Genomic DNA, 20832 nt, shown 5'->3' on the forward strand with positions numbered 1-20832 from the left:
GCCGGTCGCGCGGCGTCGCCCGCGCGGCGCATTGGGCCTCCGACCCGCCCGATCCCCGGCTTCCGGCCCGCTAGGCGCCGGGGCCGCCGGCCCTCACGCCTTCTCGGCGGTCTCGTCCGGCTCGAACAGCTGCACCGGGTGGCCCGGCATGATCGTGGAGATCGCGTGCTTGTAGACCAGCTGCGAGTGCCCGTCCCGGCGCAGCAGCACGCAGAAATTGTCGAACCACGTCACCACGCCCTGCAGCTTGACGCCGTTGACGAGGAAGATGGTCAGCGGAATCTTGTTCTTGCGGACATGGTTGAGAAAGGTGTCCTGAAGGTTCTGTGCGCGTTCGCCCGCCATCTTCTTGGCCTTCTTGTTGTCCCGGCTCGCTCGGTCCGGGAGGAGTATGCCGCGGGCCGGATCGTCCGATCATCCGGTCCAGGGCCGTGTATACCAACACCATGACGACGTGAAAGCGTGGGTGCAAGCAACCCCCGTTCCAGCCGATCCGTGACGGATCGGCCCCGCCCTCAACGCGCGCCCCGGCGCCGCGGCCTCACGGGCCGATGCCGAGGGACTTCAACTTGCGGTGCAAGGCCGAGCGCTCCATGCCGATGAACTCGGCGGTGCGGGAGATGTTGCCCGAGAACCGCGCGATCTGCGCCACGAGGTACTCGCGCTCGAAGATCTCGCGGGCCTCCCGGAGCGCGAGGCTCATCAGCTTCTCGCCGCCCGCGCCGCCCGGCGTCGTCGGCACCAGGGCGCCGATCTCGGAGGGCAGCATCTCCGAGGTGACCTCCTGCTCCGGGTCGGCCTGGGTCAGGATCATCAGCCGCTCGACGTTGTTCTTGAGCTGGCGCACGTTCCCCGGCCAGTTGTGCGACTGCAGCACCGCCATGGCGTCCTCGGCGATCCGGCGCTTGGGCAGGCCGGTCTGGGACGAGATGTTGTCCATGAAGAACTGGATCAGCTCGGGCACATCCTCCCGGCGCTCCGACAGGGCCGGGACCCGGATCGGCACCACCGACAGGCGGTGGAACAGGTCCTCGCGGAAGCGGCCGGCGGCGATCTCCTCCTGAAGGTCCCGGGAGGACGAGGAGATGATGCGGACATCGACGTGGACCCGCGTCGTGCCGCCGACCCGCTGGAAGTTCTGGTCGACGAGGACGCGCAGGATCCGGTTCTGGGTCTCCCGCGGCATGTCGGCGACCTCGTCGAGGTAGAGGGTGCCGCCGTGGGCCTCCTCCAGGGCGCCGACCCGCCGGCCGCTCTCGCCCTCGACCCCGAACAGCTCGGCCTCCATGGTCTCGGGCAGGATCGCCGCCGCGTTGAGGAGCACGAACGGGCCATTCGAGCGGGCCGAGGCCTTGTGCAGGCTGCGCGCCGCGAGCTCCTTGCCGGCGCCCAGCGCCCCGGTGATCATCACCCGGGCGTTCGTCGGCGCCACCCGGTCGAGGGTCTGGCGCAGCTGGTTGATGGCGAGCGACGTGCCGACGATGCGGTTGGTGGCGCCGGAGCGCGCCGTCAGGTCGCGGACCTCGCGCCGGAGCCGGGAGGCCTCCAGCGCCCGCTCGGCCACCAGGATCAGCCGGTCGGCCTTGAACGGCTTCTCGATGAAGTCGTAGGCGCCTGCCTTGATGGCCGAGACCGCAGTCTCGATGTTGCCGTGGCCCGAGATCATCACCACCGGCAGGTCGGGGTTCGCGGCCTTGATCAGGTCGAGCACCTGCAGGCCGTCGAGCCGGGAGCCCTGCAGCCAGATGTCGAGGAAGACGAGGTGCGGCCGGCGCGCCTCGATGGCGGCGAGCGCCTCGTCCGAGCCGCCGGCCGTGCGGCAGCGGTGGCCCTCGTCGTCCAGGATCCCGGCGACGAGGTCGCGGATGTCGGCCTCGTCGTCGACGATCAGGATATCGGCGCTCATGCGTGCATCTCCGCGATCCGGGGGGCCGTCGGCGCGGCGCCCTTCTCCTCTGTCGTGACGGGACTGGTCTCAGAGGCCGCCGCCGCCGGCTCGGGCCCGTGCTCGCGCGGGACCCGCATCCGGACCTGGCCGCCGCGGCCGGCGGGATTGTCGTTCAGCTCGATCCCGCCGCCGTGCTCCTCGAGCACCTTGCTGACGATAGCAAGCCCCAGCCCGGTTCCACCCTCGCGGGTGGTCATGTAGGGCTCGAGCAGGCGCTGGCGCCCCTCGGCCGGGAATCCCTTGCCGTTGTCGGTGACGGCGATCACCGCGAACCCGTCCTCGACGGCGAGGTTCAGGCTGATCTTGCCCTTGCCGAGCTCGGCCTCCGGCACCTCGGCCACCGCCTCGACGGCGTTCTTGAGGATGTTGGTGATCACCTGGCTGAGCAGCCTGATGTCGAAGGCCGCAACGATCTTCTCCGCACTGCCCGCGCCGCCCTGGGCCGAGAACGCGAAGTCGATGTCCGGGTGCGCGACCCGCATCATGAACAGGTTCTGCTTGGCGATCTCGGTGAGGTCGTTCGGCGCGATGGCGGGCTTCGGCATCCGCGCGAAGGCCGAGAACTCGTCGACCATGCGCTTGATCTCGTCCACCTGCCGGACGATCGTGGCGGTGCATTGGTCGAACACCTCCTTGTCGGCGGTGATGACCTTCCCGTACTTGCGCCGGATCCGCTCGGCGGAGAGCTGGATCGGGGTCAGCGGGTTCTTGATCTCGTGGGCGATGCGGCGCGCCACGTCGCCCCAGGCGGAGCTGCGCTGCGCCTGGACGAGGTCGGTGATGTCGTCGAGCGTCACCACCGAGCCGCGGGACGCCCCCTGCGCCTGCTCGCTCGTGACCCGCACCGTGATGGTGCGCTCGCCCCGGGACCGGGTGAGCTGGACCTGCTGCTGCTGCAGGCTGCGCGGGCGCGCCTCGCTCTCGGCCAGCACCGGCGCGAGCTCCGGCACCGCGCGGGCCAGCGGCTCGCCGACCAGGGCGTCGCTCGCGAGGTCGAGCATCCGCTCGGCGGCGGGGTTGGCGATGGTGACGAAGCCCGCCGCGTCGAGGCCGATCACCCCGGGCGAGACCCCCGACAGCACGGCCTCGGTGAAGCGGCGGCGGGTGTCGATCAGGTCGCTCGCGGCGATCAGGCCGGCATGCTGGCGGCGCAGCTCCTGGGTCATCTTGTTGAAGCTCTCGCCCAGGTGGGCAAGGTCGCCGCTGGTCTTCTTGGTCGGCACCTGGGCGTAGAAATTGCCCGACGCCACCTGGTCGGCGGCGTTGATCAGCCGCCGGATCGGCGCCACGAACCGGTTGGCGAAGTTCATGCCGAACCAGACGGCCGAGAGCAGCGCGATCAGCGCGATCAGCAGGAACACCGACGCGAAGGTGATCTGGATCGAGCGGCGCAGCGAATCGTAGGTGAGGTACTCGGCCGCCGCCGCCCGGGACACGCCGGGGAACTCGATGGCGAGCTGGCTCACCTCCCGCTGCACCATCAGCACGGCGTCGTCGTAGGCCGGCATGCGCAGCAGCGCGGCGAAGACCCGGCCCTCGGTGGGCAGGAGGCAGATCGGATCGGCGGAGTTCGCCGCGTCCTCGAAGGCCGCCGCTGAGGGCAGGCGGTTCGTCTTCAGGACGTCGATCTTGGCCCGGGCCACCACCTCGGTGGGGCCGCGCATGATCTGCGCCACCGGCAGGCCGAGATTGGTCGCCCGGGTGGTCAGGAAGGTCTGGAACCAGTCCCGGTTCACGTCGAAGTTCGGCCGGGCCCGGGTGAGGTCGTCGGCGAGGATGCGGATCTCGCGGGCGAGGCTCTGGCACTGGTTCTCCTGGTAGGCGTCGGCCACCTCCACGGATTTCAGCACCACGTCCCGGACCCGGTCGGTGAAGCCGAGCGACAGGCCCCGGTCGATCGTCACCGAGGCGACCACGGCGAGCAGGATCGTCGGCAGGATCGCGATCAGCGAGAACAGGCCGACGATGCGGGTGTGCAGGCGCGCCACCGCGGCGTTGGCCTTGCGGGCGTGCAGGAAGACCCGCGCCTCCCAGGCGATGATGACCGCGAGGCCGAGCACCAGGGCGGCGTTGATGGCCAGCAGCGTCACGCCATAGGCCGGCGTCGGCGTCACCCGGATCACCCCGGCCAGGATCAGGAAGGTCGCGAGCGCCGAGACCAGGGCGGTGATCACCATGGCGGCGCCGATCCAGCCGGGACCGCGCGGGCCCGGCCGCAGCGATTCCGCCAGGGGCGTGCCGGACGGCAGGGACGCCCCGGGGCCCGCGGGCGTGCCCGCGTCCCGCTGATCCGCGGCCGGCTGGACAGCGTCCGGCTGGACCGCGTCCTGCTGGACCGCGTCCTGGCCCGCCCCGTCGGCACCCCTCTCGGGGACCGACGCGGGGCCTTCCTCTGTCCGTGAGCGTCTCAGGAACGGCATGACTGGTGCAGGGCCACAACAGTGTGGCGGAATTAATACGAATCCGGGCATCCGGGCGGCGGATCGGCGGCGCGATCCGCCGCACGCGGGCGGCCTTGACCCCGCTCCGCCCCGCCCGTACCCCCGGTCGCGGAGGCGAACGGGGTCTGGTGGCCCTCCTGGTCTTCAAAACCAGTGGTACGCCAACAGCGTACGGTGGGTTCGATTCCCATCCGCTTCCGCCACGCTTCAGACAATCGAAACCGATGAACCAGTGTTCGCCGATATTCAGGCGACACGTGCGATTAAATTCGCGATACTGCTTCATCGGAACTGTGGGGGTGCCGGCTCGTTTCCCGCGATCGATCCCGCACGGGTGCCCGCGTGAAGAACCGATCCGCCGCCACCGTCCCGTTCCCGCCGGCCGCGGCCGGCCGCGCGCGCTGAGGCCGGCCATGCTGGACAGACTCGTCACGCTCCTCCCGCCCGGCGCCCGCGAGGCGCTGCGAACCCTCGCGGCGCGCCGGCCCGTGCGACTTCCCGTGCGACTTCCCCCGCGTCGGCCGGGCGCCGAGGCCACGATCCTGCCGGGGCTCGACGCGCGGCCCGCCCCGATGGCGCCGCTGCACCCGCCCGCCGCCATCAACGACAATCCCCTCCAGGCACTCCACGACGCCGTCGAGCGGGACCTGCGCGCCAGCGGCCACCTGCGCTGAGCGCGGGCCGCGCGGCCGACCGTCAGCGCTTGGCCGGTGCGGGGCCTTCGGGAATCGTCCCGGGCGCGATCCAGTGGCAGGCCGTGGTGCCGCGCACGGCGGCGCAGTCGTAGCTCGCGCCGCCCAGCGTCACCTTGTCGACGATGCCGGCGAGGTCCGTGCGCGCCAGTGCCGCGCAGCCGAGATGGTCCGCCTTGGGGTCGGCCAAGTGCGCCGCGGCCGCCGCCGCACCGTCGCGCATCAGCATGCGGTAATTGGCCAGCGACGGGCAGCCGATCACCGGCGGCCCAGCCCGCCGGTCCGGGACGCTCCTGTCGGGGCGGGGCGCGCGGGGCGCCTGCTGGGCCTGGACCGGCGCCGCGCCGAGGCCGAGGGCCAGCGCGACGAGGACGGCGTCGGGGAGGAGGCGGCGTGTCATGGGCCGCTCGTAGCACGGCGCGTCCGGTGTTGCGCATCCACCGCGCCGCTACGCTCAGCCCCCCGGCGGGCCCCCTCGCCCGGCCCCCTCGCCCGGCCGCCGCAGACCTGCGGCGGATTCGGGGCTCGCCTGCGGATGTTCAGGCTTGACCGCGGGCCCGCCATTTGCGAGCGCCGCGCAGGAACGGAGGACGGGCCATGACGACGGAAATCGACAGCGACCAGAGACTGCACTTGGTCTTCGGCGGTGAATTGCAGGATCTCGACGGGGTCCGGTTCCGGGACATCAAGAACCTCGACATCGTCGGCATCTTCCCGGACTACGCCACCGCCCAGGCCGCGTGGCGGGCCAAGGCCCAGGCCACCGTCGACAGCGCGCAGACGCGCTACTTCGTGGTGCACCTGCACCGGCTGCTGGAGCCGCCGGCCCCCTGAGGGGACCGGGCGCGCGGGGATCCGAACCCGGGTCCGAGTCCGGGTCCGCCGCGCGCGTCCGCGGTGAGAGCGGGGTAAGAGCGCGGTGAGGGCGCGGCCGTGAAGGCATTGTGACACTTCCGGCCCGCTGCTAAGAGCCTCGCCCGTCATCGGATCGTTCCGGCTCCTCGGGAGACCGGTCTGAACAAGAGCGGCGGGAGGTCCGGCCGCGAGCGAGCGGCCGCCCATGAAATCCTCGATCAAGATCATCGCCGGGAATGCCAGCCGGCCCCTGGCCGAGGCGATCGCGGCCTATCTCGAATTGCCGCTGGCCAAGTGCATGGTCCGGCGCTTCGCCGACATGGAGATCTTCGTCGAGCTCCAAGAGAACGTGCGCGGCGAGGACGTGTTCATCGTCCAGTCGACCTCGTTCCCGGCGAACGACCACCTGATGGAGCTGCTGATCATGATCGACGCCGCGCGCCGGTCCTCGGCCCGGCGCATCACGGCGGTGATCCCGTATTTCGGCTACGCGCGGCAGGACCGGCGCACCTCCGGCCGCACCCCGATCTCGGCCAAGCTGGTGGCGAACCTGATCACGGAGGCCGGCGCCGACCGCGTCCTGACCCTCGACCTCCACGCCGGCCAGATCCAGGGCTTCTTCGACATCCCCACCGACAACCTGTTCGCCGCCCCCGTGATGGTGCGCGACATCAAGGAGCGGCTGCCGAGCGCCGACCGGATGGTGGTCTCGCCGGACGTCGGCGGCGTGGTCCGGGCGCGCGCCATCGCCAAGCGGATCGACTGCCCGCTCGCCATCGTCGACAAGCGCCGCGAGCGCCCCGGCGAGTCCGAGGTGATGAACATCATCGGCGAGGTCGAGGGCCGCTCCTGCATCCTCGTGGACGACATCGTCGATTCGGGCGGCACCCTGGTCAACGCCGCCGAGGCCCTGCTCAACGCCGGTGCCAAGGACGTCTCGGCCTACATCACGCACGGCGTGCTGTCGGGCGGCGCGGTCTCGCGCATCGCCGCCTCGCGGATGAAGGAGCTGGTGATCACCGACTCGATCCAGCCGACCCAGGCCGTCAAGCTCGCCCGCAACATCCGGGTGGCGACGATCGCGCCGCTGCTCGGCGAGGCGATCGGCCGGACCGCGACCGAATCCAGCGTCTCCAGCCTGTTCGACTGACGGCGCCGTCCGGCCGATTCCGGCCGGCCCTGAGGCGCCCCGCCCCTACCGGCCCGACACCCAGCCGCCCCGGTTGCCGGTCTCGGTGCCCGGCGCGGTGAGCACCAGGACCGTGCGGCCCGGCAGCGGCACGGCGGTCCCGGCCGCGATCGCCGGCGCGCCGGGGGTGCGGGCGCCCGCGGGCTCGCCCGTGTCGAAGGCCGGCGTCCACGGGCCGCCGATCACCGGGGCGAGGCGGAAGCTGACGGCCTCCGCCCCGGCATTGAACAGCATCAGGAGGCGGTCGCCCGGGTCGCCGTCGTTGCCGATCTGCATGCCGAAGACCTGGAGCCCGTCGTCCGACCAGTGCCGGACCTCCATCTCGATGCCCTCGGGGGAGAGCCAGTGCACGTCGCGCAGGGGCTCGTCGGGGTCGATCAGCGCGCCCGTGAAGAAGCGCCGCCGCCGCAGGGCCGGTTGCGCCCGGCGCAGGGCCAGCAGGTTGGCCACGAAGTCCGTGAGGGCCGGATCCGGATCGACGCTCCAGTCCATCCAGCTCGTCGGGTTGTCCTGGGCGTAGGCGTTGTTGTTGCCGCCCTGGCTGCGGGAGCGCTCGTCGCCCATGAGCAGCATCGGGACGCCCTGGGCCAGCATCACCGTCGCCAGCATGTTGCGCTTCTGGCGGGCGCGCAGGGCGAGGATCGCCGCGTCGTCGGTGTCGCCCTCGACGCCGTAGTTGCGGCTGACGTTGTGGTTATGGCCGTCGCGGTTGTCCTCGCCGTTCGCCTCGTTGTGCTTCTCCTCGTACGACACCGTGTCGGCGAGCGTGTAGCCGTCGTGGCTGGCGATGAAGTTGACGCTGGCCAGCGGCGAGCGCCCGGACGGGGCGAACACCTCGCGCGAGCCGGTCAGCCCCTGCGTGACCTTGGCGAGCGTGGCGGAATCGCCCTTCCAGAAGCCCCGGGCGGCGTCGCGGAACTTGTCGTTCCACTCGCTCCAGCCGCGCGGATAGCCGCCGAGCTGGTAGCCGCCCTCCCCGACATCCCACGGCTCGGCCACCATCTTGACCCGCGCCAGCACCGGGTCCTGCGCCACGGCCTGGAAGAACGCCGCCTGCGGGGTGAAGGCGAAGGGCGCGCGCCCGAGGCTCGAGGCGAGGTCGAAGCGGAAGCCCGCGATGCCGTAGGCGGTGACCCAGTGGCGCAGGGAATCGAGCACGAGCTGCATCACCCGCGGGTGGCTCGCGTCGAAGGTGTTGCCGCAGCCGGTGCAGTCGCGGTTGCGGCGCGGGTCGGCGGGGTCGAGCTTGTAGTAGCTGGCGTTGTCGATGCCGCGGAACGACAGGGTCGGGCCGGTATGGTCGCCCTCGGCGGTGTGGTTGTAGACCACATCGAGCCAGGTCTCGATCCCGGCGGCGTTCAGCTCCCGGATCGCCGCCTTCAGGCCGCCGAGGCCGCCCTCCCCCAGGTAGCGCGGCTCCGGGGCGAAGTAGCCCAGGGGCTGATAGCCCCAGAAATTGACGAGCCCCTTCTCCACCAGGAAGCGGTCGTCCGCGAAGGCCTGGATCGGCAGCAGCTCCAGGGCGGTGACGCCGAGCTTGACGAGGTGCTCGATGATCGCCGGGTGGGCGAGCGCCCCGTAGGTGCCGCGCTCCGCCTCGGGAATGTCGGGATGGGTGCGGGTCAGCGCCTTGACGTGCGCCTCGTACACCACCGTCTCGGCGAGCGGCCGGCGGACCGGGTTGAGGGCGAGGTCGGGCACCTCCGGCGCGGTGACCACGCAGCGCGGCATGTAGACCGCGCTGTCGCGCCGGTCGATCCGGTCCTCGCGCCCGCCGCCCCGGCGGTGGCCGTAGAGCGCGTCGTGCCAGCGGATCCGGCCGCGGATCTCCCGCGCGTAGGGGTCGAGGACGAGCTTCGAGGCGTTGAACCGGTGGCCCGCCGCCGGGTCCCAGGGGCCGTGCACCCGGTAGCCGTAGAGCTGGCCCGGCAGCACGCCGCGCAGGTAGCCGTGCCAGACGTCGTCGGTCCGGCAGGGCAGCCGCACCGTGCGGGTCTCGTGCCGCTCCCCCGGCTCGAACAGGCAGATGTCGACCGCGGTGGCGTGCTCGGAGAACAGGGCGAAGTTGACGCCGCGCCCGTCGAAATGGGCGCCGAGCGGTGCCGGCACCCCGTCGTCGACGGCGATCATGCGGGGCGTCCGGTCACACGGATGGCGGCGGGCGGGAGCAGCGGGAGGCGCCGGCTATTCGGCGGCCGCGGCGGCGGTGGGCGGCTCGCGCTCGACCGTGCGGAAGTTCTCGAGCTCCGCCAGGAAGTTGCGCGCCCACCAGTCGACGTCCTCGCGGGTCATGCGCTCGACCATCGGCTTCCAGCGCGCCAGCCGCTCGGCCTTCGGCATGTAGAGGGCCGCGCGGATCGCCTCGGCGACCTCGAACCGGTCGTAGGGGTTGATCAGCAGCGCCTCGGGCAGCTGCCGGGCGGCGCCGGCGAATTTCGACAGGACCAGCACCCCCGGATCGTCCTCGCTCTGGGCGACGACGTACTCCTTGGCGACGAGGTTCATGCCGTCGCGCATCGGCGTGACGAGCCCGACCCGGGCGGCCCGGTAGAGGCCGGCCAGCACGGGCCGCGGATAGGCCTTGGTGATGTACTGGATCGGCGTCCAGGCCGGGTCGCCGAGCGAGCCGTTGATCTCGCCGACCTTCTCGTTCACCTCGCGGGCGAGCTGCTCGTATTCCGGCACCTCGCTGCGGGATTTCGGCGTGATCTGGATGTAGGTGACGTTGCCGCGCTGGTCGGGATTCGAGGCGAAGAAGCTCTCCACCGCCTCCATCCGCTCGGGCACACCCTTGGAATAGTCGAGCCGGTCGACGCCGATCAGCAGCTTGCGGGTGCGCAGGCCCGCGATGGTCTCGCGCACGACCTTGTTGGAATTGGCCTTCTCGGCGGCCTCCTTGAAGCCCGCGACGTCGATGCCGATCGGGAAGGCACGGATCCGGGTCCGGCGGCCGTCGACCATCAGCGAGCCGCCGCCGAGCGGGATCGCCCGCTGGGTGTCGACGAGGTTGCGCTGCAGGTTCTGGACGTCCGCCTCGGTCTGCAGGCCGATCAGGTCGTAGTCGACGATGGCGCGCAGCAGTTCGGTGCTGGCCGGCAGCGAGTTGAACACGTCGGCGGCGGGCCAGGGAATGTGGTGGAAGTAGCCGATCGGGTTGTCGAGCCCGAGGCCGCGCAGCTCGGCCGCGAGCGGCAGCAGGTGGTAATCGTGGACCCAGATGATGTCGTCGGGCTCGACCAGCTTGGCCAGCGCCCGCGCGAAGGTCCGGTTCACGCGGCTGTAGCCGGCATAGTCCGAACGCGAGAAGGCGCCGAGCCCGAGCCGGTAATGCATGATCGGCCACAGGGCGCGATTCGCGAAGCCGGCGTAGTATTCCAGGTGATCCTGCGGCGAGAGGTCGACGACGGCGTACTGGACCCGGCCCCGGTCGATCAGCGTCGGCTCCTCGGACGGCTCGTCCGTGATGGTGCCGCTCCAGCCGAACCACAGACCTTCGTAGGCCGTGAAGGCCTCCTTGACCGCGACGGCGAGGCCGCCCGCCGCCACCGCCTTGCCGCCCTCCTCCGGGACGGCGACGCGGTTCGATACGATCACAAGGCGTGCCACGCGGGTCGGCTCCGGATCAGGGGCGCGGGTCGGGTCGAGGATCTCGCCGCGCCTGCATCGGGACGTCACTACTATGTCAGAACGCGCGGAGGCCCTGCGCGATCCTTTGTCGGTCGTCCCGCAACCCAAGCGTGAAGCCGGGCGCGGGTCAAGTCGAGGCCCTGCCGTTCCGGGACAGGGCGGCCGCTCCGTCCCGGTCGGGCGCCTCAGTCGAGCGCCCCGTGCGAGCGTTGTACAAGCGTGGCGGTTCTGGCAGATCTTGCCTGAACGGCGCGTGAGCGGTGCCGCCCGTCGCGCCGGACCCCGCGCACGCATCGGAAGGGCGCACAGGGACCGGAACCCGCGACAGCCGAGTCGGTTACTCAGCCATCGCGGGGCCCGCGGTCGCCGCGAGCGGCCCCGTCCCCGCGCCGCGAGGAGTGTTTTCGAGATGGCCGGCAACGAGTTACCGCAAGGCACCCCCGCGGATCCGATCGCGGATCCGCACCGCGAGGGGCCGCACGCCGCGCCGCACGACGCGCCCCACACCGCCGCGGAGGAGCGCGCGCAGTGGCGGGCCCTCCAGGGCGACGTCGAGGGGCTCGCCGACGTGGCGGCCGAGCGCGGGCGCGGCCTGCTCGACGCGGCCCGGCTGCAGGCGCAGAGCTACGTCGAGCAGCGCAAGAGCGACGCCGCGCAGTCGGTCCACGACCTGGCGCAGACGATCCGCAATTCCGGCCGCGATCTCGGCGACAAGCCGAACGTCCGCGCCTTCTTCGACAGCGCCGCGGACGGGCTGGAGCAGCTCGGCTCCTCGATCGAGCGCCGCAGCCTCGGCGAGTTCTACAGCGAGGCCGAGTCCTTCGCCCGGCGCGCGCCGGTGGCGGTGGCCGTGGGGACCTTCGTGGCCGGCCTGATCGCCGCCCGCTTCATCAAGTCGTCCAGCCTGCCGCCGGAGGCGCCGGACGGCGACGCCCGCGACAGCTTCCGGGCCTGACGCCATGACCTACGGCTCCGACCCGCGCCAGGCGGGCACCTCCACGGGCCCCTCCACGGGCCCAGCCACGGGCCCCTCCAGCATCCAGAGCCTGATCGGCGACGCCCTGCGGGAGACCAACGAGCTCGCCCGCAAGGAGATCGCGCTGTTCCGGGCCGAGATGGCCGGCAACGTCCGCCAGCTCATCGTCGGCCTCGCCTGCATGGTCGGCTCGGCGGTGTTCGCCGTGGTCGCCCTGCTGGTGCTGATCGGCGCCTTCGTGAAGTGGCTCGCCACCATCGTGGGCTCCGAGTGGCTCTCGGCCCTGATCGTCGGCGGCGTTCTGCTGCTCCTCGCCCTCGGGATGGCCCTGTGGGCGCGCAGCGTCCTCTCCCTCTCGACCCTGGCCCCGAAGCGCACGACGCGCCAGGTCCGCCAGGATGCCCAGGCCCTCTCGGAGCGCGTGTCCGGATGAGTACGATGAACGACCTCGAGAAGGAGATCGAGGAGAGCCGCGCCCGGCTCGACGACACGATCGACCGCATCCAGGGCCGGCTCTCGGTGCCGAATCTCGTGGACGAGATGCTGGGCAATGCCCGGCGGGTGCCGGCACTGAACACGACCTACGATTCGGCCTTGGAGGCGGTGCGCCGCAATCCCGTGCCGGTGCTGCTGATCGCGGCGGGCGTCGGCCTGCTGTTCAACCGGATGGCCCGCGACGCCCAGCGCCGCCGCACCGAGGTCTCGGCCGAGCGCGTGCCCACCCTGAACACCGGCGCGGCCCGCGGCTACGACCCCGACCGCCCGACGGTCCGCCCGGCCCGCGATCCGCTGGACACGACCGAGATCTGAGGACCGGACCCGTCCAGGTCCGGCCGGATCCGGCCGGGTCCGGGACGAGACACCGTGCCGCCCGGCCGGACGACCGGGCAGACCGGCGCCGAAGGCGGGCCGGCGAGACCGACATCTGAGGACAGCGCCATGACCGACAAGCCGGGTATCCCCTCCAGCACCCCCGAGCAGCTCGCCGCCGCGGCGGGGATGCCGCACGGCGCCGACGACAAGAGCCTGCGGCCGGATCCGGCCGGCCTCGGCGATCCGGGCGCGCCCGGCACCGCCGCGGGCGACTTCACCCTCCGGCCGGATCCGCGCGGCCTGCACGACCCGCTCCGGCCCGGCGCGGCGACGGGCTCGCACGACGCCGCCCATGACACTGCCCAGGACGCTGCCCAGGACGCCGCTTCGGCCGCGAAGGACGGCATCCGGGCGGCGGGCGACCGGGCCACCGAGTTCGCCGGGCAGGCGCGCCGCACCGTCTCGGGCCTCGCCGACGACATCAACGACCGCCTCGGCGGGGCGGCCGATCAGGCGCGCGACCGCGCCACCGCGGCCTACGACGAGGCCCGGGAGCGGGCCGGCGCCCTCCATCGCCGCAACATGCGGGCGCTGGATGACCTCACCAACCAGGGGATCGAGGGGATCAACCGCGGGCGCACCGCCGTCGAGCGCTTCGTCGACGACAACCCGCTCCTCGTCGGCGTCGTCGGCGTGGCCGCCGGCCTGCTCCTCGGCGCGCTGCTGCCGCGCACCCGCCAGGAGGACCGGAGCATCGGTCCCTGGGCCGACGAGGTCCGCGACCAGGGCCTGCGCTACGCCCGCGAGGTGACCAATATCGGCCGCGAGTTCGTCCAGACCGCCCTCGATCCGGACAACCTCAACGCCGCCGCCCGCAAGGTGGTCGATCCGGAGAGCCCCACGCCGCCCGCGGGCGAGCGGACGCAGCACAATCTCTGATTCGGTGGCCGGGGCCCCTCCGGGGGGCCTCGGCGCCGTCATCCCGGGCGAGGCGACGTGCCCCGGAGTTGCGCGACGTCGAGCAGCGTGGCGCCGCCTGGATTGCTCCGCTCGCAGCGACGCGGTGGCCGGATCCTCGCTCCGTCGACCCTTCTGACAGGACGGCGCGTCAGTCCCGATACAGCCCCGCATGCGCCTCGCGGAGCAGATTCTTCTGGACCTTGCCCATCGTGTTGCGCGGCAGCTCGTCTACGAACAGGACGCGCTTGGGGCACTTGAACCGGGCGAGGCGCCCCTCCAGGGCGGCCTGCACGCCGGCCTCGTCCGGGCAGCCGGCGCCGCCCACCACCACGGCGGTGACGGCCTCGCCGAAATCCGGGTGCGCCAGGCCGATCACGGCGGATTCGACCACGCCCGGCAGGGCGTCGATCTCGGTCTCGACCTCCTTCGGGTAGACGTTGAAGCCCCCCGAGATAATCAGATCCTTGCCGCGCCCGACGATGTGGACGTAGCCCCGGCCGTCGACCTTGCCGAGGTCGCCGGTGATGAAGAACCCGTCGGCCCGGAACTCGGCCGCGGTCTTCTCGGGCATGCGCCAGTAGCCCTGGAACACGTTCGGGCCCTTCACCTCGATCATGCCGACCGCGTCGGGCCCGAGGGCCGCGCCGGTCTCGGGATCGACCACCCGCAGGGACACGCCCGGCAGGGGGAAGCCCACCGTGCCGGCGACCCGGTCCCCCGCGTAGGGGTTCGAGGTGCTCATGTTGGTCTCGGTCATGCCGTAGCGCTCGAGGATGGCGTGGCCGGTGCGGGCCTGCCATTCCCGGTGCGTCTCGGCGAGCAGCGGCGCCGAGCCCGACACGAACAGGCGCATGCCCCGGGCCGCCTCCGGCGTCAGGCCCGGCTCCTTGAGGAGCCGGGTGTAGAAGGTCGGGACGCCCATCAGGGCGGTCGCCCGCGGCATCAGGCTCAGGATCAGCTTCGGGTCGAGCCGGGGCAGGAACAGCATGGAGCCGCCGCTCGCCAGCACCGTGTTGGTCGCCACGAACAGGCCGTGGGTGTGGAACACCGGCAGGGCGTGGATCAGCACGTCGTCGGCGGTGAAGCGCCAGTACGCGACCAGCGTCCGGGCGTTCGACGCGAGGTTGTCGTGGGTCAGCATGGCGCCCTTGGAGCGCCCGGTCGTGCCCGAGGTGTAGAGGATCGCCGCGAGGTCCTCCGGACCCCGGGGCACGTCCGCGAAGGCGGCGCCCGCATCGGCGGCCCGGTCAGCGGCCTCCGCGGCGCTGCCGCCGCCCGCCGCGTCGAGGGTCCAGACCTGCCGGACGCCGGCGGCGGCCTCGGCGAGCGCGTCGCGCCGGCCCGGGTCGCAGACGAACACGGTCGGCTCGGCGTCGCCCAGGAAGTAGCCGATCTCCGCCGGGGTGTAGGCGGTGTTGAGCGGCAGGAACACGGCGCCGGCCCGGACCGCGCCGAGATACAGGAAGATCACCTCGGGGCTCTTCTCGACCTGCACGGCCACCCGGTCGCCGGGCGCGACGCCCGCCGCCCGCAGGGCCGCCGCGTAGGCGCCGGAGCGGGCGATCAGGTCCGCGTACGCGTAGCGGCGCCCGTCCGGCGTCTCGATCACGGTCTTGGCGGGATCGGCGGCGCCGTCCCGCACCAGGGAGAAGAGGTGGTTCGTCATCGTGAGGCTGGGCTATCACGGGCTATGGGTCGCGCGCACCCATAGCCGCCCGGAGGCCCCCTCGGCGAGCCCTTTCCGGCGGCGCGTCGTCCGCGCGGTCCGGTGAGTCGCGACGCCTACGCCTCGGCGAGCACCACGGCCCGGGGCGGCGGCAGCTTGGCGCGCAGCTCCCGAGTCACCGCCGGGGCCGCCACCACGGTGCCGAGATTGGCGTAGGTCTCGTGGTTCCGCTCGATGGCCGCGAGGTCGTAGAGGTAGTTGACCATCAGCCCGTGGGACTGCGCCAGCCCCTTCTTGGAGGTGTCGCCCAGGAAGTTGATCCGGTCGAGGCGCGCGCCGTTGCCGAGATGGAACCGCGCGACCGGGTCGAGGGGGCGCCCGCGCTCGTTCTTGGCGCGCAGGAAATAGGCGGCCGCGGCCGGGATCAGCGCCCGGCGCACCGTCTCGGCCCGGGCCTTGTCGGCCGGCCAGGCCGGGTCGTCCAGCGCCCGCAGGGTCTCGACATCCTCGGGCAGCAGACCCTGCGGGCTGTCGGCCCGGCGCTCCCGCGCCAGCCACGCCGCGAAGCCCGGCACCGGCGAGAGCGTCACGAAGGTCTTGAGCGTGGGGACCTCGCGGGTCAGGTCCTCGACCACCTGCTTGATCAGGAAGTTGCCGAAGGTGACGCCGGCGAGGCCCTTCTGGCAGTTCGAGATCGAGTAGAACACCGCCGTGGTGGCCGCCTGCGGCTGCAGCGGCTTGCGCTCCTGCGACAGGATCGGGGCGATCGCCGGGGCGATCTGGTCGGTGAGCGCCACCTCGACGAAGATCAGCGGCTCGTCGGCGAGCGCCGGGTGGAAGAACGCGAAGCAGCGCCGGTCCGGCGGCTCGATGCGGGCGCGCAGGTCGTCCCAGCCGGAGATGGCGTGGACCGCCTCGTAGCGGATGATCTTCTCCAGGATGTGCGCCGGCGTCGTCCAGTCGATGTGGCGCAGCACGAGGAAGCCGCGGTTGAACCACGACGCGAACAGGTGCTCGAAGTCGCAGTCGAGGCTGTCGACGGCGTCCATCAGGGCGGGGTCGGCCTCGTCGCCGGCGCGCAGGGCCCGGCGCAGGTCGAACAGGTCCTCGCGCATCCGCACGAGGCTCAGCGTGCCGCCGCGGGCGAGGTTGAGGCGGCGAATCAGCTCCTGGCTGCGCGGCTCGGCGGCCTCGTGCAGGCTGCCCAGGCGGGCGCGGGAGGGGGCGGCGCGGTAGGCGGCGATGGCCTCGTCGACGGCGGCGTGGTCCGCGTCGAAGTCGAGGGCGATGGCCCGCAGGAAGGCGTGGCGCTCCGCCTGGCCGAAGCTCGCGTAGCGGTCGAGGATCAGGCGGGCCAGCGCCACCCCGGAGGCCTCGCCGCGCCGGGAGATCAGGTCCTCGCAGAGCTTGACGAGGTCGCCGGCGCTCGCCCGGGGCCCGATGTCGCCGCGCCCGATCCCGATCAGGTCGCGGCCGCGCTCGCTGATGGTCTGAAGCAGGTCGCCGAAGAAGGAGATCGCCGCCATGACCTTCGCACTGACCCCCGATGACCCGGATTCGAGACGTGTCCGGTCCCGCGACGCCGGCTCGTCGGTCGGGCGCGGACGGAACGGGATCCGGACGCCGGCGGGCGTCCCGATCCGCCCGTCATTCTACGGCGCCGCGGCCGCCGCGACCAGAGCTTCACCGGTCGCGGACGCGGGGCTCCCCACGGGGCTCCCCGTGTGCGGGCGCGGCACGACCATCGTGTGACGGGGGTGGTGCGACGGATCCGGACGGTCGTCAGAGCCGCTCGGCCACAGTGGCGAGGTCCGCCCGCTCGCGCCAGTCGCCGACGCCGTGCTGGCGGGCGAAGCGCAGCTCCGCGGCGCGGCGGGCGCGCTCGGGATCGCGGGCCCGCGCGATCGCGACCGAGCCGATCGTGAACGGCACCCCGAGGATCTCCTTGGCGAAGTCGACGCGGTAGTTCGGCATCCCGTACTCCCTGCTGCGGCGGCCCGGCGCCGTTCGCACGGAACGAAACCGCCCTCTCGTTCGTAGTCCGGTCCGTAAACCTCGCGAGGCCCGGCGCCCGGCGCATCGGTCGCGGCGCCCGCTGGCATGCGGGCGGCGCCGGCTGCGTCTGTTGCATATGGTGCGCCGCCGGCTCCGGTGAAGGGGCCCGGGGCGTCCCGGCAGGGATGCATCGCCGCAGCTTGCCCGGCGGCGCGCTCCGCCCGTATCGCTCGCCGCTCCGATCGCCCTCCCCACACGGACCCGACCATGGCTCTCCCGCGGCGGCCCACCCGCCTGCCCCCGACCCGGCCGTGACCGCACCCCTCGACGCGAAGGCCCGGCTCGGCCTGACGCTGATCGCCGGCGGGGCCGTGGCCAACATCTACTACAACCAGCCGCTGCTCGGCCTGATCGTGGCCGAGTTCGGCGACCGCGCCGCCCTGTGGGTGCCGACCACGGCCCTGGTCGGCTACGGGCTCGGCATCGTCGGGCTCGTGCCGCTCGGCGACGCCCTGCCGCGCCGCGCCCTGATCGTGGGGCAGTGCCTCGGCCTCGCCCTGGCCCTGCTCGCCGTGGGCCTCGCGCCGAACCTCGCCTGCCTCGCGCTCGCCCATCTGGTGGTCGGCGTGCTGTCCTGCGCGGCCCAGCAGGCGGTCCCGTTCGCGGCCGAGCTCGCCCCGGACGCGAGCCGCGGGCGGATCGTCGGCCAGGTCATGACCGGGCTCCTCACCGGCATCCTGCTCGCCCGCACGGCGAGCGGCTTCCTGGGGGCGCATCTCGGCTGGCGGCCGGTCTTCCTGGTCGCCTCCGTGCTGGCGCTCGCCATGGCGGGCATCGCGCGGGCCACCCTCCCCCACACGGTGCAGACGCACCCGCTGCGCTACCGCGCCCTGATGCTGTCGATCCTCCACCTCGCCCGCACGCAGCCGGTGCTGCGCACGGCGAGCCTGTCGCAGGCGCTGTTGTTCGCGGGCTTCAACGCCTTCTGGGCGACCCTGGCCCTGCTGGTCGAGGCGCCGCCCTTCGGCCTCACCGCCGCCGGGGCCGGGCTGTTCGGCGTGATCGGCGTCTGCGGGGCCTTCGTGGCGCCGATCTCGGGCCGCTTCACCGACCGCCGGGGCGCGAAGCCCGTCGTCCTCGGCGGCAGCCTGCTGGTCGCCCTGTCCTTCGTGGTGCTCTGGGCGGGGGGCACGTGGTCGCTCGCCGCGGTGGCGCTCGGCGTGCTGCTCATCGACATCGGCATGAACGGCGCGCTCATCGCCAACCAGACCCGGGCCTACGCGCTGGTCCCGGGGGCGCGGGGCCGCATCAACACCGTGCTGTTCACGACCCTGTTCGTGTTCGGTGCGGTCGGCGCCTATGCCGGCTCGCAGGCCTTCCTGCTCGTCGGCTGGCCGGGCGTCTGCGCGGTCGGCCTCGCCTTCTCGGCGCTGGCCGTGCTCGTGGCGGCCCGCGACCCGCACCCGCCGGGGGCCCGGGCTACCTGAGCACCCGCGACAGCCGGCACCAGCCCGCCCTGTCGGGCGGAAGCCCGAAGCGCAGGCGCTCCGGGCGCCCGGCGAAGCGCCGCACCGCGATGCCGGCCGCCGCCAGCCGCCGGTAGAGGTCCGGCCCGTCGGGGAAATCGGCGGTCCGGAACAGGCAGGTGCCGCCGACGATCCGGCCGCCGGCCCGGGCGATCATCCGGTCGAGGCGGCCCGCATCCGCGGCCCGGACCCGGGCGGCCTCGACGCGCCAGCCCGCGTCCGACAGGGCCGCGCGCCCGATCGCCAGGGCCGGGCCCGACACCGCCCAGGGGCCCAGCGCCGCGGCGATCCGGGCCGCCGTGCCGGGCTCGGCGACCGCGAAGCCGAGGCGCAGGCCGGCGAGCCCGTAGGTCTTGCCGAAGGAGCGCAGCACCACGGTGCCGGGCCCCGAGTCCGGTGCGGAGACGTGCGGGCACAGGCTCTCCACCGGCTCGAGGTCGGCGAAGGCCTCGTCGGCGACGAGCAGGCCGCCGCACCGGCCGAGCGCCGCGGCGAGCGCCCGGCGCTCGGCCAGGGGATGGGTCCGCCCGTCCGGGTTGTTGGGATCGACGATCACCGCCACCCGGGCCGCGCCGAGGGCGTCGACGCTCGAAACCTCCGCCACCGCGTGCCCGGCCCGCGCCCAGGCGGCGGCGTGCTCGGCGTAGGTCGGCCCGAGAACCGCGACCCGGGTCGGGGCCAGGAGCCGGGGCAGGGTCTCGATCAGGACCTGCGTGCCGGGCGCGGGCACGACGTGGTCGGCGTCCGGCGCGCCGTAGGCCGCGGCGGCGGCCTCCCGGAGCGCGCGGACCTCGGCGGCCTCGGGCAGGCGCGCCCAGGCGCTGGCCTCCAGCGCGGGCACGGGATAGGGGACCGGGTTGATCCCCGTCGAGAGGTCGAGCCAGGGCTCCGGCGCGTCGGGAAAGGCTTGTCGGAGCCCGCCGAGATCGCCGCCATGCGCGATCGGGGCGGCCTCACGCGCGGGAACGCTCCACACCGAATGGTCCATCTGCCCGGTACGTTCGCCGACACGCTCGCCGTCCTCGCCGTCGCCCTCGGGATCGAGGCGGCGGCCGGCTATCCCGACGCGCTCTACAGGGCGGCCGGTCACCCTGTCACCTGGATCGGCCGGCTGATCACCGCCCTGGAGCGCGGCCTCAACCGCGGCTCGGCGCGCCGGCGGCGGGTCGCCGGCTGCGCCGCGCTGGCGCTGCTCCTCGCCGCGGTCGGCTCGGCCGCCCTCGCCGTCACGGCGCTGGCGGGGCTCGCCGGCCCCCTCCCCGCTCTGCTCCTCCTCGGCCTGCTCGGCGCGAGCCTGCCGGCGCAGCGCAGCCTGCACCAGCACGTCGCCGCCGTGGAGACGGCCCTGCGCGCGGGCGGCCTGGAGGCCGGGCGCCGGGCCGTGGCGATGATCGTGGGGCGCGACCCCGACCGCCTCGACGAGGCGGCTGTCTGCCGGGCCGCGATCGAGAGCCTGGCGGAGAACTTCTCCGACGGGATCGTGGCGCCGGCCTTCTGGATCGGCTGCCTCGGCCTGCCGGGGGGTGCCCTCTACAAGGCGGTCAACACCGCCGACAGCATGATCGGCCACCGCAGCCCGCGCTACGCCGCCTTCGGCTGGGCGGCGGCCCGGCTCGACGACGGCGTGAACCTGCCGGCCTCCCGGCTCGCGGGCCTGCTGATCGCCGGGGCGGCGGCCCTGCGCGGCGCCGACGCGCGCGGGGCGCTCCGGGCCATGGCCCGGGACGCGCGCCGGCACCGCTCGCCCAATGCCGGCTGGCCCGAATCCGCCATGGCGGGGGCGCTCGGCCTGCGGCTCGCGGGGCCGCGGGTCTACGACGGCACCCTCGTCCCGGACGCCCATATGGGCGACGGCCGGGACGCCGCCACGGCCGACGACATCGCCCGGGCGCTGGCCCTCTACCGCACCGCCTGCTGGCTGCAGGGCGGGCTCGTGCTGGCGCTCCTCGCGCTCTGCCTGTCGCTCACCGGCTGAGCCGTCCTCGCGACCGGAGCGAAGCGCGCCAGGGCCGCGCGACCTCTGAGATCGTGGCGCCGACGGGATCGCTTCGCTCCGCTCGCAGAGACGGCGGCAATTCCCGATCGGGCCTTGGCACGGCCCGCGCACCGGACGCATCGTGGCCGGACGGGGCAGGATGAGGGAG

General features: G+C 73.2%; 19 protein-coding genes and 1 tRNA gene. 10 read left to right on the forward strand and 10 right to left on the reverse strand.

All coding sequences use genetic code 11. The features are described 5' to 3' along the window. Positions 1 to 93: 93 nt before the first annotated feature. The 3 genes from hfq to ASG32_RS08690 all read right to left on the reverse strand — a co-directional run bounded on the left by hfq (position 94) and on the right by ASG32_RS08690 (position 4368). Positions 94 to 345, reverse strand: coding sequence for an RNA chaperone Hfq (gene hfq, locus ASG32_RS08680; RefSeq protein WP_007563033.1), 252 nt, complete (start codon positions 343 to 345; stop codon positions 94 to 96). A 196-nt stretch (positions 346 to 541) separates the two neighbouring features. After that, on the reverse strand, positions 542 to 1906 hold the full coding sequence (locus tag ASG32_RS08685; RefSeq protein WP_020095571.1) for a sigma-54 dependent transcriptional regulator: 1365 nt from the start codon (positions 1904 to 1906) through the stop codon (positions 542 to 544). Beyond that, entirely contained in the window at positions 1903 to 4368 is a 2466-nt protein-coding gene (locus ASG32_RS08690; RefSeq protein WP_056524636.1) for a PAS domain-containing sensor histidine kinase, read from the reverse strand. The genes ASG32_RS08685 and ASG32_RS08690 overlap by 4 nt, the downstream gene beginning before the upstream one ends. Positions 4369 to 4499: 131 nt before the next feature. On the opposite strand from ASG32_RS08690, the gene ASG32_RS08695 reads away from it, so the two are divergent. After that, positions 4500 to 4592 (forward strand) — tRNA-Sec (locus ASG32_RS08695). A 210-nt stretch (positions 4593 to 4802) separates the two neighbouring features. After that, positions 4803 to 5063, forward strand: a complete 261-nt coding sequence (locus ASG32_RS08700) for a hypothetical protein (RefSeq protein ID WP_056524639.1) — start codon at positions 4803 to 4805, stop codon at positions 5061 to 5063. Positions 5064 to 5085: 22 nt separating this feature from the next. Here the strand turns inward: ASG32_RS08700 and ASG32_RS08705 are convergent, their stop codons facing one another. Further along, on the reverse strand, positions 5086 to 5481 hold the full coding sequence (locus ASG32_RS08705) for a hypothetical protein (protein WP_056524642.1): 396 nt from the start codon (positions 5479 to 5481) through the stop codon (positions 5086 to 5088). Between the two features lie 197 nt (positions 5482 to 5678). Between ASG32_RS08705 and ASG32_RS08710 the strand changes: the two genes are divergently transcribed. Then, positions 5679 to 5915 (forward strand): DUF4170 domain-containing protein, encoded by a 237-nt coding sequence (locus ASG32_RS08710; RefSeq protein ID WP_020095575.1) that lies wholly within the window; start codon positions 5679 to 5681, stop codon positions 5913 to 5915. Positions 5916 to 6141: 226 nt separating this feature from the next. After that, the gene (locus tag ASG32_RS08715) at positions 6142 to 7086 is read left to right on the forward strand and encodes a ribose-phosphate pyrophosphokinase (protein ID WP_012318471.1); all 945 of its coding nucleotides are present in this window, start codon (positions 6142 to 6144) and stop codon (positions 7084 to 7086) included. A 45-nt stretch (positions 7087 to 7131) separates the two neighbouring features. Here ASG32_RS08715 and glgX read toward each other — a convergent pair whose 3' ends face one another. Together glgX and ASG32_RS08725 are read right to left on the reverse strand one after the other, a co-directional pair. Continuing rightward, entirely contained in the window at positions 7132 to 9255 is a 2124-nt protein-coding gene (gene glgX / locus ASG32_RS08720; RefSeq protein ID WP_056524645.1) for a glycogen debranching protein GlgX, read from the reverse strand. Positions 9256 to 9309: 54 nt separating this feature from the next. After that, on the reverse strand, positions 9310 to 10731 hold the full coding sequence (locus ASG32_RS08725) for a trehalose-6-phosphate synthase (protein WP_026605310.1): 1422 nt from the start codon (positions 10729 to 10731) through the stop codon (positions 9310 to 9312). A gap of 430 nt (positions 10732 to 11161) precedes the next feature. On the opposite strand from ASG32_RS08725, the gene ASG32_RS08730 reads away from it, so the two are divergent. The 4 genes from ASG32_RS08730 (at position 11162) to ASG32_RS08745 (ending at position 13480) form a co-directional block, all read left to right on the forward strand. Continuing rightward, on the forward strand, positions 11162 to 11707 hold the full coding sequence (locus tag ASG32_RS08730; RefSeq protein ID WP_082557795.1) for a hypothetical protein: 546 nt from the start codon (positions 11162 to 11164) through the stop codon (positions 11705 to 11707). Between the two features lie 4 nt (positions 11708 to 11711). After that, positions 11712 to 12161 carry a phage holin family protein gene (locus ASG32_RS08735; protein ID WP_199866092.1) on the forward strand — a complete coding sequence of 150 codons (450 nt, stop codon included), beginning with the start codon at positions 11712 to 11714 and terminating at the stop codon, positions 12159 to 12161. Between the two features lie 5 nt (positions 12162 to 12166). Beyond that, positions 12167 to 12538, forward strand: coding sequence for a DUF3618 domain-containing protein (locus tag ASG32_RS08740; protein ID WP_020095580.1), 372 nt, complete (start codon positions 12167 to 12169; stop codon positions 12536 to 12538). A gap of 129 nt (positions 12539 to 12667) precedes the next feature. Next, positions 12668 to 13480 carry a hypothetical protein gene (locus ASG32_RS08745; RefSeq protein WP_056524648.1) on the forward strand — a complete coding sequence of 271 codons (813 nt, stop codon included), beginning with the start codon at positions 12668 to 12670 and terminating at the stop codon, positions 13478 to 13480. Between the two features lie 169 nt (positions 13481 to 13649). On the opposite strand, the gene ASG32_RS08750 is transcribed toward ASG32_RS08745, so the two are convergent. The 3 genes from ASG32_RS08750 to ASG32_RS08765 all read right to left on the reverse strand — a co-directional run bounded on the left by ASG32_RS08750 (position 13650) and on the right by ASG32_RS08765 (position 17141). After that, the gene (locus tag ASG32_RS08750) at positions 13650 to 15167 is read right to left on the reverse strand and encodes a malonyl-CoA synthase (protein WP_020095582.1); all 1518 of its coding nucleotides are present in this window, start codon (positions 15165 to 15167) and stop codon (positions 13650 to 13652) included. Between the two features lie 116 nt (positions 15168 to 15283). Next, complete coding sequence (locus tag ASG32_RS08755) at positions 15284 to 16693, reverse strand: malonyl-CoA decarboxylase (RefSeq protein ID WP_056524651.1); 1410 nt, start codon at positions 16691 to 16693, stop codon at positions 15284 to 15286. A gap of 256 nt (positions 16694 to 16949) precedes the next feature. Next, positions 16950 to 17141, reverse strand: a complete 192-nt coding sequence (locus ASG32_RS08765) for a hypothetical protein (RefSeq protein WP_012318462.1) — start codon at positions 17139 to 17141, stop codon at positions 16950 to 16952. 332 nt (positions 17142 to 17473) lie between these two features. Here ASG32_RS08765 and ASG32_RS08770 point away from each other — a divergent pair, with 332 nt between their 5' ends. Beyond that, on the forward strand, positions 17474 to 18649 hold the full coding sequence (locus tag ASG32_RS08770) for an MFS transporter (RefSeq protein ID WP_056524657.1): 1176 nt from the start codon (positions 17474 to 17476) through the stop codon (positions 18647 to 18649). Here the strand turns inward: ASG32_RS08770 and cobD are convergent. Next, positions 18642 to 19676 carry a threonine-phosphate decarboxylase CobD gene (gene cobD / locus ASG32_RS08775; protein WP_056524801.1) on the reverse strand — a complete coding sequence of 345 codons (1035 nt, stop codon included), beginning with the start codon at positions 19674 to 19676 and terminating at the stop codon, positions 18642 to 18644. The genes ASG32_RS08770 and cobD overlap by 8 nt on opposite strands. On the opposite strand from cobD, the gene cbiB reads away from it, so the two are divergent. Then, positions 19668 to 20663: an adenosylcobinamide-phosphate synthase CbiB gene (gene cbiB / locus ASG32_RS08780; protein ID WP_056524805.1), complete on the forward strand. Its 996-nt coding sequence runs from the start codon at positions 19668 to 19670 to the stop codon at positions 20661 to 20663. The genes cobD and cbiB overlap by 9 nt on opposite strands. Positions 20664 to 20832: the final 169 nt, after the last annotated feature.

Source organism: Methylobacterium sp. Leaf361 (assembly GCF_001424445.1).
Classification (GTDB): Bacteria; Pseudomonadota; Alphaproteobacteria; order Rhizobiales; family Beijerinckiaceae; genus Methylobacterium.

Bases quoted from the DNA above. Each gene is read 5' to 3' on its own strand.
- glgX (WP_056524645.1), bottom strand. From the start codon at position 9,255: ATGATCGCCGTCGACGACGGGGTGCCGGCACCGCTCGGCGCCCATTTC.
- ASG32_RS08750 (WP_020095582.1), bottom strand. From the start codon at position 15,167: ATGACGAACCACCTCTTCTCCCTGGTGCGGGACGGCGCCGCCGATCCC.
- ASG32_RS08690 (WP_056524636.1), bottom strand. From the start codon at position 4,368: ATGCCGTTCCTGAGACGCTCACGGACAGAGGAAGGCCCCGCGTCGGTC.
- ASG32_RS08755 (WP_056524651.1), bottom strand. From the start codon at position 16,693: ATGGCGGCGATCTCCTTCTTCGGCGACCTGCTTCAGACCATCAGCGAG.
- cobD (WP_056524801.1), bottom strand. From the start codon at position 19,676: ATGGACCATTCGGTGTGGAGCGTTCCCGCGCGTGAGGCCGCCCCGATC.
- cbiB (WP_056524805.1), top strand. From the start codon at position 19,668: ATGGTCCATCTGCCCGGTACGTTCGCCGACACGCTCGCCGTCCTCGCC.
- ASG32_RS08765 (WP_012318462.1), bottom strand. From the start codon at position 17,141: ATGCCGAACTACCGCGTCGACTTCGCCAAGGAGATCCTCGGGGTGCCG.
- ASG32_RS08710 (WP_020095575.1), top strand. From the start codon at position 5,679: ATGACGACGGAAATCGACAGCGACCAGAGACTGCACTTGGTCTTCGGC.
- ASG32_RS08740 (WP_020095580.1), top strand. From the start codon at position 12,167: ATGAACGACCTCGAGAAGGAGATCGAGGAGAGCCGCGCCCGGCTCGAC.
- ASG32_RS08715 (WP_012318471.1), top strand. From the start codon at position 6,142: ATGAAATCCTCGATCAAGATCATCGCCGGGAATGCCAGCCGGCCCCTG.
- ASG32_RS08685 (WP_020095571.1), bottom strand. From the start codon at position 1,906: ATGAGCGCCGATATCCTGATCGTCGACGACGAGGCCGACATCCGCGAC.
- ASG32_RS08730 (WP_082557795.1), top strand. From the start codon at position 11,162: ATGGCCGGCAACGAGTTACCGCAAGGCACCCCCGCGGATCCGATCGCG.
- hfq (WP_007563033.1), bottom strand. From the start codon at position 345: ATGGCGGGCGAACGCGCACAGAACCTTCAGGACACCTTTCTCAACCAT.
- ASG32_RS08735 (WP_199866092.1), top strand. From the start codon at position 11,712: ATGACCTACGGCTCCGACCCGCGCCAGGCGGGCACCTCCACGGGCCCC.
- ASG32_RS08705 (WP_056524642.1), bottom strand. From the start codon at position 5,481: ATGACACGCCGCCTCCTCCCCGACGCCGTCCTCGTCGCGCTGGCCCTC.
- ASG32_RS08700 (WP_056524639.1), top strand. From the start codon at position 4,803: ATGCTGGACAGACTCGTCACGCTCCTCCCGCCCGGCGCCCGCGAGGCG.
- ASG32_RS08745 (WP_056524648.1), top strand. From the start codon at position 12,668: ATGACCGACAAGCCGGGTATCCCCTCCAGCACCCCCGAGCAGCTCGCC.